Origin of the sequence: Cyanobacterium sp. T60_A2020_053 (assembly GCA_015272165.1) — a bacterium.
GTDB lineage: Bacteria > Cyanobacteriota > Cyanobacteriia > Cyanobacteriales > Cyanobacteriaceae > Cyanobacterium.
In genome coordinates this window covers 1-9,252 of sequence record JACYMF010000100.1, presented here as the reverse complement: position 1 = coordinate 9,252, position 9,252 = coordinate 1, and the positions used below count along the sequence as shown (strand labels likewise).

The 9,252-nt window shown below is 38.5% G+C and carries 7 protein-coding genes; all 7 read left to right on the top strand.

All coding sequences use genetic code 11. The features are described 5' to 3' along the window. Window positions 1-121 precede the first annotated feature (121 nt). The 7 genes from IGQ45_13370 (at window position 122) to IGQ45_13340 (ending at window position 9,217) form a co-directional block, all read left to right on the top strand. Window positions 122-580 (top strand): tRNA (cytidine(34)-2'-O)-methyltransferase, encoded by a 459-nt coding sequence (locus IGQ45_13370; GenBank protein ID MBF2058167.1) that lies wholly within the window; start codon window positions 122-124, stop codon window positions 578-580. Window positions 581-697: 117 nt separating this feature from the next. Continuing rightward, complete coding sequence (locus tag IGQ45_13365) at window positions 698-967, top strand: PipX family protein (protein MBF2058166.1); 270 nt, start codon at window positions 698-700, stop codon at window positions 965-967. After that, window positions 964-1,647, top strand: coding sequence for a YggS family pyridoxal phosphate-dependent enzyme (locus IGQ45_13360; protein MBF2058165.1), 684 nt, complete (start codon window positions 964-966; stop codon window positions 1,645-1,647). The genes IGQ45_13365 and IGQ45_13360 overlap by 4 nt, the downstream gene beginning before the upstream one ends. Before the next feature lie 431 nt (window positions 1,648-2,078). Continuing rightward, window positions 2,079-7,277: an ExeM/NucH family extracellular endonuclease gene (locus IGQ45_13355; GenBank protein MBF2058164.1), complete on the top strand. Its 5,199-nt coding sequence runs from the start codon at window positions 2,079-2,081 to the stop codon at window positions 7,275-7,277. Window positions 7,278-7,568: 291 nt separating this feature from the next. After that, a complete protein-coding gene (locus tag IGQ45_13350; protein MBF2058163.1) occupies window positions 7,569-8,102 on the top strand; it encodes a PEP-CTERM sorting domain-containing protein in 534 nt (177 codons plus the stop codon). Window positions 8,103-8,367: 265 nt separating this feature from the next. Beyond that, window positions 8,368-8,622 carry a cadherin-like domain-containing protein gene (locus tag IGQ45_13345; protein MBF2058162.1) on the top strand — a complete coding sequence of 85 codons (255 nt, stop codon included), beginning with the start codon at window positions 8,368-8,370 and terminating at the stop codon, window positions 8,620-8,622. Continuing rightward, entirely contained in the window at window positions 8,528-9,217 is a 690-nt protein-coding gene (locus tag IGQ45_13340; GenBank protein MBF2058161.1) for a M10 family metallopeptidase C-terminal domain-containing protein, read from the top strand. The genes IGQ45_13345 and IGQ45_13340 overlap by 95 nt, the downstream gene beginning before the upstream one ends. Window positions 9,218-9,252: the final 35 nt, after the last annotated feature.

Genomic DNA, 9,252 nt, shown 5'->3' with positions numbered 1-9,252 from the left:
ACAGTTGTTTCAACCTATCAGAAAATTGCATATCATCCCGCAATGATGCAACGCCGCAAAATTTAATGTTTGTTAGTCATGAACTGATATATTGTTACATGAAAAAATATTATCGTTAACAATGCCTCGAATAGTTTTAGTACATCCACAGATTCCCCCCAATACTGGTAATATAGCAAGAACTTGCGCCGCCACAGGTACAGAATTACATCTTGTAGCGCCCCTCGGCTTTGAAATTAGCGATCGATATTTAAAAAGAGCCGGGTTAGATTATTGGCCTCACGTTAAATTAAGTTACCATCTTAGTATTGATGATTTTATCCAAGAAGCTAAGAAAAGGGGAGGGCGCTTGATTGGCTTTAGCGTTAGAGGAAAAACTGATTACCTCCAATGTGAATTTTTAGCAGACGATTGGTTATTATTTGGCAGTGAAACCCAAGGCTTACCTCCTGACTTATTAACACAATGTGACGTAACCAGTTTTATCACCATGTCACAACCCCATGTGCGCAGTTTAAACTTATCAGTTAGTGTGTCAGTGATTTTATTTGAAACTATCAGACAACTAAGAATAACTTAAATATATTTCATCTTTTGCTCAAGCAACATCAAAAAAAGTGGTAAAGATCGACAAATAAAAGATACGATCTAAGGTTATCGTGATAAACTGTTCTAACATTATGGTCTTGTAATTTTAATGACAACGGAAACATATATCAATCACCCCACCTTTGGATTATTATATCGACTGTGTTTAGTGGAAAAAAATGAGGAATTATTTACCACTCTATATGCTCAAAGATTATTTTTTCGAGTTAAAATAGAAGTACGAGAAACCTTTTTTGAGCCATTAACACGCTCAGAAGCCCGTATGATGATGGAATCAAAATTACGCAATCTCAGAAGTGATGGCGAATGGAATACCTACAAACAAATTAATGAGGTTTACCAGCGCACGTTTCAATGAATCAACCTTCCTTAACTACCCATTTATCGCAAATTATCTCAGAAATTCCCCCTCAAGTTCGTGTTATCGCCGTTAGTAAAACCGTTGAGGAAGGAAAAATTCGCTGTATCTATGCCACAGGGATGAGAGACTTTGCGGAAAATAAACTGCAAGAAGCACTAGAAAAACAAGCTAAGTTATCAGATTTAAAAGATATTACTTGGCATTTTATCGGACATTTACAAAGTAATAAAGCCAAAAAAGCTATAGAGTCTTTTCCCTGGATTCACTCTGTAGATAGCTTAAAAATTGCCGAAAAACTTAATCGTCACGCCGAAGAAACCTTACAAGAAGGAATTATTAGCCAACTTCCGCAAATTTGTTTACAAGTAAAAATTTTACCCGATGAGTCTAAATTCGGTTGGGAAATAGATCAACTTTGGGGCGATTTAGACAGACTAAAACAGCTTAAATTTTTACGAATAAGAGGTTTAATGGTTATTTTACCTCTTGGCTTAACTTCTGATCAATGTTTTCAGGCTTTTGAAAAAGCATCTCATTTAAAAGATGAATTACAAGAGGAATTAGGCGATAATTTCGATCAATTATCCATGGGAATGTCGGGGGATTATCTCTTAGCTATAAAAGCAGGGGCAACTATGATTCGTCTTGGTACAATTATTTTTGGTAAACGTAATTAATTAGGGTTTGATGAAAAATTGCAGTCGTTGAGGTAATTGATAATTGACAATGGATAACTATGAGGTTTTATCTTTTCATATTAATGCCTATTATTTTGTGTTTTGAACGCTATTTTTGAGAATATTTATAAATTTAAAAAAAAGTCAATTTTTATGTAATCTACAACACATACAAGTATTGACTGATATGAAACGTAGCAGTAAGATAATGGCATTTAATCCCAAAATTCAATAAGTACAGAAAACAATTCTAAGTGATTGACTTGGGATGGTGGAAAATTTACTGTACTTGTAGTCACTAACAATAATAGATACAAATTATCTGTAATTTTGATTATTTCTAACTATTTTCTTTTGAAAAAAGAGAGCATTGTTAGAGTACTTTGTGGTGATTAAATTTATTCAATATTAATTATTAAACAGAAGAAATAATGACGACAGAAGAAATAATGACGACTTTATTTACAGAAAATTTTGATAATTTTCTTGGTCAAGGATTTGCACCGACTCCTACGGCGGGGCAACTTGACTCAGATATTTGGCGCGCGACAGGCTTCAGTGATTTTACTGGTGCTTTTGGTGGTAGTTTTACCTCTGGAGATTCGGCGATGGGCGCTGATGATAATGGTGGAGTTATCACGGGCGGTATTTATGCTTTTACCACTAGCGGTAATACTTTTTTAGGAGTTCAACCGGGCGGAAATGATTTTACACCGGGTACAATTACCCTAAAATTCACTAATACTACTGGATCAACTCTTACTGATTTAACGGTTAAGTATGATATTTTCTTTAATAACAATGCAACTAGAGCAAATTCTCTTAATTTTGCTTATTCCTTAGATGATAGTAGTTATATAGCGATTGATGGTCTTGACTTTACTACTCCTGAAGCTATTGATAATTTAGGTTTTGTTAGCGAAGATAAAGAAATTACTATTACAGGTTTAAATATTGCTAACAATGATAATTTTTTCCTGCAGTGGCAGAGTGATGATGTCAGTGGTAGTGGTAGCCGTGATGAATATGGTATCGATAACATCGAGATTACTAATGCTTCTGCTAGTGGAGTCGGTGATATACAAATCACTGAATTTATGTACGCTGGGAATAATGATGAATTTGTCGAGTTTACCAATGTTGGTGATGCACCAGTGGACATGGAAGGGTGGAGTTTTGATGATGACTCTCGTGTTGCTGGAACTGTTAATTTAAGTGCCTTTGGTACAGTTGAACCCGGTGAGTCGGTAATTCTTACCGAAGCCTCTGCCAATGCTTTTCGCACGGCTTGGGGTATTCCTAGCACCGTTAAGATTATCGGTGGTTTAACTGCTAACTTAGGGCGCAATGATGAGATTAATTTATTTGATCAGGATAATAATTTAGTAGATAGACTTACCTACGGAGATGGAGATTTTTCCGGTACAATTCGCGCTCAAAATATTAGTGGCTGGGCGCCCGTCACCGCATTAGACGATCAAACCATTGACAGCGATTGGGTATTATCTACCGTTAATAATGTGCAGAACGCCCGTACTTCCACTGGTGGTGATGTAGGCAGTCCGGGTATTTTCAACACAGACGATACTTTTGGGGCGGTTTTAGTTGAATCCAATGGTAGTACAGATGTGACGGAGGGGGGCGCTACTGATACTTATACCTTAGTGTTGCGTAGTCAACCAACTGCTGATGTCACCATTAATATCAATCCAGATAGTGAGTTAACCACTGATAACAACCAAGTTATTTTTACTTCGGCTAACTGGAATATCGCTCAAACTATTACAGTAACGGCGGTGGATGATAGCGATGTGGAAGGTAATCACACTGGTACGATTAATCATAGTGTTACCAGTAGCGATACTAATTACAACGGCATTTCAGTTGCTTCTGTCACCGCTAATATTACTGATAACGAAGCCACTGGAATTGCGCCCTCCATCGCAGTTAATGTTAGTACCACTACCGACCTTTTAGATGGTGGTACTTTAAATTTATTACCTGTTAGTAATTCTGGGGCGATTAGTGGTGTTATTAATGATCCTACTGATCCAGCTCGTTTTTCTGGTATCGATTTTACTATCGCTGATACTGATACACCTATTAATAACTTAACTGTCACCGCAGTTAGTAGCAATCAAGGGGTTGTCAGTGACAGTAACTTGAATATTACTCAAAATCAAGGTGATATTAACTTAAAAATTACCCCTGACGGTGTGGGTTTTGCTGATATTACCATCACGGTTAGTGACGGCATTAATGACGATAGTTACACCATTAATTATGGGGCTTCGGGCGCTTCGGTTAATCCTACTACTACAACATTTTTGACGGGCGCTTCTGATGCTTCCACCGCCATCGCCATTGATAGTGATTATATGTTAGTGGCTGATGACGAAGATCAAACCATCCGTTTATATAGTCGCACTAATTCAGGCGCACCTCTCAACGCTTTTGATTTTACCAGTAGTTTAGGATTAACTGACCTTTCGGGAGGAGTACCAAGAGAAGTTGATATTGAGGCATCTTCCAAATTAAATAATACTATTTATTGGATGGGTTCTCATAGTAATAATAGCAGTGGTAATGATCGCCCTAACCGTGAAAGAATTTTCGCAACTACAATCAGTAATACTGGTTTAAATACAACTTTAACTTTTGACGGTTTTTATCAATTCCTCGAAGATGATTTAATTGCGTGGGATAATAATAACGGTCATGGTTTGGGTGCTGGATTTTTAGGTTTAGCTAGTAGCTCGGCTAATGGAGTTATTCCTGAGTCTTCTAGTTTAAATGGTTTTAATATTGAGGGTTTAACTTTTGCTCCTAATGATACTACTGCTTATGTATCTTTCCGCGCCCCCAACCTTCCCACTACTGATCGTCAAGATGCTTTAATTGTACCTGTTACTAATTTTACCAATTTATTAGGTCAAAATAGTGGTTCAGCTACTTTTGCAGCGCCCATCTTCCTTGATTTAGATGGTCGTGGTATTCGTAGTATTGAAAGAAACAATACGGGAGAGTATCTAATCGTAGCAGGTCCTGCGGATCAAGCCACAGGTACAGCGCCTAAAGATTTCCGTCTTTATACTTGGGATGGTGATGCTCAAAATGCACCTATTTTAAAAGATGCGGATTTAACAGGGTTAAATAGTGGTGGTAGTTTTGAATCTATTGTAGAAGTACCCGACAACCTCGATGATGCTGATATTATTCCTTTATTGGTAGATAATGGTGATACGGTTTGGTATGACAATGGAGTTAATTCTAAGAATTTATCTGAAGCAAATCAACAAAAATTCCGTCAAGAGTTTATCCAATTAAGTACCCCTATTACCAAAATTCATGAGATTCAAGGTAATTCAACCAGTCAACTAACTACTACTTTTGGACGTAATGATGGCAGTGCTTTAGAGGGTCAAAGTGTTAAGATTCAAGGGGTAGTAACCGCAGTTTATCCTCAGTTAAATGCCTTTTTCATGCAGGAAGAAGATAGCGATCAAGATGGTGATTCTTCTACTTCTGAAGGTATTTTTGTGTTTGTGGGTAGCGCCCCTACCGTTACGGAAGGTAATATTGTTACGGTGACGGGCGCTGTGGATGAGTTTTTTGGCATGACTCAAATTGATAATGATAATGGTGATTTTTCTATCACTGTTGATGATAGTGGTAATAATTTAAACCTGATTACCCCTACTCAAATCACTTTACCTGCTACGGGTGATATTGATGAATTTTATGAGCAATACGAGGGTATGAAGGTTCAGTTTACCAATAAATTAGTTGTCTCAGAATACTTTGAGTTAGCTCGTTTTGGTCAAATTGTCTTAACGGAAGGCGCGCGCTCCTTCCAATATACTCACATCGATGATACTCCCACCGTTGCAGAAAACCAAGCGTTTTTAGCAGATTTAGCTCGCAAACGCATTATCCTTGATGATGATAATAATATCCAAAATATCACTGGTACAGTATTTCATCCCCAACCGAATGGTTTTGGGGTTGGCACTCAAGGAGAAGATTTTTTCCGTGGTGGTGACGCTGTTAATAACTTGACGGGTGTTTTACATTGGTCTTTTGCGGGCGCTGGTGGTACAGATGCTTGGCGGATTCGTCCCACAGAAGCTAATCCTGTACAGTTTACCGTAGAAAATCCTCGCCCTCTAACCTCTCCTGATGTGGGTGGTAATGTCAAGGTAGTTAGTTTTAATGTTCTCAATTACTTTAATACGATTGACAATGGTAGTAATGGGGCGAGGGGCGCTGATAGTCAAGCAGAATTTGACCGTCAAAGTGATAAGTTAATTCAAGCCTTAATCGAACTTGATGCCGATGTACTAGGTTTGATTGAGTTGGAAAATAACGGCGATGAAGCACAACCGGCAATTAAGGAATTAGTCGAGCGCTTGAATACTGAGTTAGGCTCGAATATTTATGATTTTGTGGATGCTGGTAAAGTGGGAACTGATGCCATTACCAATGGTTTTATCTACAAAACCAGCACCATGCAAATGTTAGGTAATCCGGCCATCCTTAATGATGCTTCTTTCACTGATCCTAATGGTACTGGGCAACAAAGAAGTCGTCCAGCCATCGCTCAAACTTTCCGAGTCATTGAAACTAATAATGATGATTTTGGAGAATCATTTAACGTAGTAGTTAATCATTTTAAGTCGAAGGGCGCTAGTGGGGTTGATTCTAGTTCTCCTGATGCGGATCAAGGGGATGGTCAAGGTAACTGGAATGATACTAGGACGAAGGGCGCTGAAGCCTTAGCTACTTGGATTGCTACTGATCCCACTGGTAGCGGTGACGAAGATTATCTCATTATCGGTGATTTAAACGCCTATAAGGGTGAAACTCCCATTACTGCGCTCAAAGATGCTGGTTATACTGATTTGATTGAGCAGTTTAATGGTAATGATGCCTATAGTTTCGTCTTTAACGGTCAATTAGGTTATTTGGATCATGCTTTGGGTAATTCTGCTATGACTCTTCAAGTTACTGATGTCGCTGACTGGTTCATCAATTCCGATGAAGTGCCTTTGTTTGACTACAATGACGAAATTCGGGATTCTGCGGAGGCTAGTTTTGAAGCTGAACCCAATGGTAATCCTTTATTTGAGCCTAATGCTTTCCGTACTTCCGATCATAATCCTGTGGTGGTGGGTTTAGACCTTGACCAAATTACTCCCCAGAATGGTACTACTGGTAATGATATGCTCACTGGTTCTCCTAATGATGACATCATCAATGGTGTTGGAGGGCGCAATATTATTATGAGTGGAGATGGTAATGATGTATTAATTGGTGGTCAAGGTCCGGATCGTTTAACTGGTGGTAATGGTTTTGATATTTTCCGTTATGACAGTTTGGTTGATATTGGTGATACTATCACCGATTTTGAGGTTGGTATCGATAAAATTGACCTCAGTCGGGTGTTATTAGGTATCGGTTACTCTGATAATGATCCTCTCGGTGATGGTGTTGTCATCAATCGTGATTTCCGTGGCAATACTATTTTACAAATCGATCCTGATGGTAGTGGTTCGGCGCGCGCCGTCAGTTTCCTTCGTTTACAGGGTGTTTCTGCTGGTACTTTAAGTTCTGCTGATTTCATTTTTTAACCCCCCCTAGCCCCTGCTTAGGAAAGCAGAGTGTTTTCAAAGTCAGGATCAAAATTGATTTGTTTTTGACAAGAAGACAATATAAGGATGATCCCCCCCAACCCCCCTTAAAAAGGGGGGAGATTCAGGGAGACAGGAGGATTTTTTACTATTAATTGATTTATTAGTAGTTAAAAACCTCTGAATTTCAGATTATTGGCTAGTTTGAGAAACTAACATTTTTGAGAATGAAAACGCCCTGCTCCCATAGGAGAGGGGAGTTAATAACAAACTATTACGGACTCTAAAATTATGAATTTATCTCGTTTTGCTTTGATTTCTGCTGTTTCTATGGTTGCCCTTGCACCGGTGACGGGCGCTGAGGCTATTAATATTGTCAGTTCTAATTTTCAAGTTACTATTGATTCTGGTGATTTATCGGGTGAGACCTACAAGGGTAGTTTTAGTTATGATCTTGACGAAATGACTAGCGAAGACCTTTTTACTGGGTTTGATACTCGTCCGTTGACTGCTTTTAGTTTTAAATTTGTTGATGTCAACCTCGATGATTTCATCTACACCGATAATTCTTCACCCAATAATGTAGTTAATTTTGATCCCGTAACGGGGAATTTATTCGGTATTTCCTATGATTTTGATAATGGTTCTGATACCTTGTTGACTTTTTTCCCTGATTTCCTTGATCCCATTACTGTTTTTACTTATGATTTTGATAACGTTCAAGGTAGTGGTTCATTCCAAACTACTCCTGAGCCTAGTTTATTATTAGGTATTGGGGTGATGGGCGCTGGGCTTTTATTCGGTAAGAAGAAAAATAAGAAATAATCCACAAGGTTTTAAGTGTTAGCTGACTTAAATCATTTTTCCACATTCCAGTAGGGACACTGCATTCAACGTCCCTACATCAAAAATTAATGGTTCAATTAAAAATAACTTGATTTGTTAACATAATTTAAAGTTTGAAAACAAAATAATTGCTATACTTAATCCTGATACAGATTAAGCCTTCACATCTCTGAACGACACTTTTGAGGAGAGGAGAATAGGTAATACTGTTAAAAACCATTAACCTAACCCCAAAAGTTTTTTTATGTCTAGCACCACTACTAATGATCCCCCTCTAAGTTTAACTCAAGCGTTCCCTTTCGATTTCGATGTCATCAAAAATCAATGGGCAACTCTGACTATCAATGATTTATTAACAGGGATTACCGATCCAGAAAATGACCTTTTAACCATCTCCAACCTGACTGCGAGTGCTGGTACTATACTCAATAAGAGTGACGGCAACTATAGTTATATTCCCCCCGTTGACTTTTGTCGGTACTTATACGGTTCAAGATGACTTTTTCAAGACTGCTACAGCGCCCCTCACCGTTACTATCACGGGGGTAAATGATGCGCCCGTCGCCGTTGCTGATACCAATAGCGGTTTAACGAAAACAATTATTACCGGTTCGGTGGCTACCAACGATTATGACGTGGATGATGGCACAATCTTGACCTATAGTCTGATCTCTGCTGTGGATGGTTTAACCTTGAACTCTGACGGTAGTTATAGCTTTGATACTAGCCATGCTAGTTACAGTAATCTGCCTTTTGGTCAAACTCTTAATGTGGTGGCTAACTATCAAGTTAAGGATGAGTATGACGCATTTAGCAACAGCAGTCTGACGATTACGCTGACGGCATTTGGTAATAATCCCACCAGTGGTAATGATACTCTTAATGGTACTACTGGTGATGATATTTTAATCGGTGGTCAAGGGGCAGATCGCCTAACGGGTGGGAAGGGCGCTGATATTTTCCGCTATGACAGTTTGGTGGATATTGGTGATACTATCACCGATTTTGAGGTTGGTATCGATAAAATTGACCTCAGTCGAGTTTTACTCGGTATTGGTTATCTTGGCAGTGATCCTCATCAATTAAGTTTCTAATTTTGTTTCTTAATCTTTGAGCGGCTTTTTTCCTC

Coding starts and splice junctions, on each gene's coding strand:
- IGQ45_13370 (MBF2058167.1), top strand. CDS start 122: ATGCCTCGAATAGTTTTAGTACATCCACAGATTCCCCCCAATACTGGT.
- IGQ45_13345 (MBF2058162.1), top strand. CDS start 8,368: ATGTCTAGCACCACTACTAATGATCCCCCTCTAAGTTTAACTCAAGCG.
- IGQ45_13360 (MBF2058165.1), top strand. CDS start 964: ATGAATCAACCTTCCTTAACTACCCATTTATCGCAAATTATCTCAGAA.
- IGQ45_13350 (MBF2058163.1), top strand. CDS start 7,569: ATGAATTTATCTCGTTTTGCTTTGATTTCTGCTGTTTCTATGGTTGCC.
- IGQ45_13355 (MBF2058164.1), top strand. CDS start 2,079: ATGACGACAGAAGAAATAATGACGACTTTATTTACAGAAAATTTTGAT.
- IGQ45_13365 (MBF2058166.1), top strand. CDS start 698: ATGACAACGGAAACATATATCAATCACCCCACCTTTGGATTATTATAT.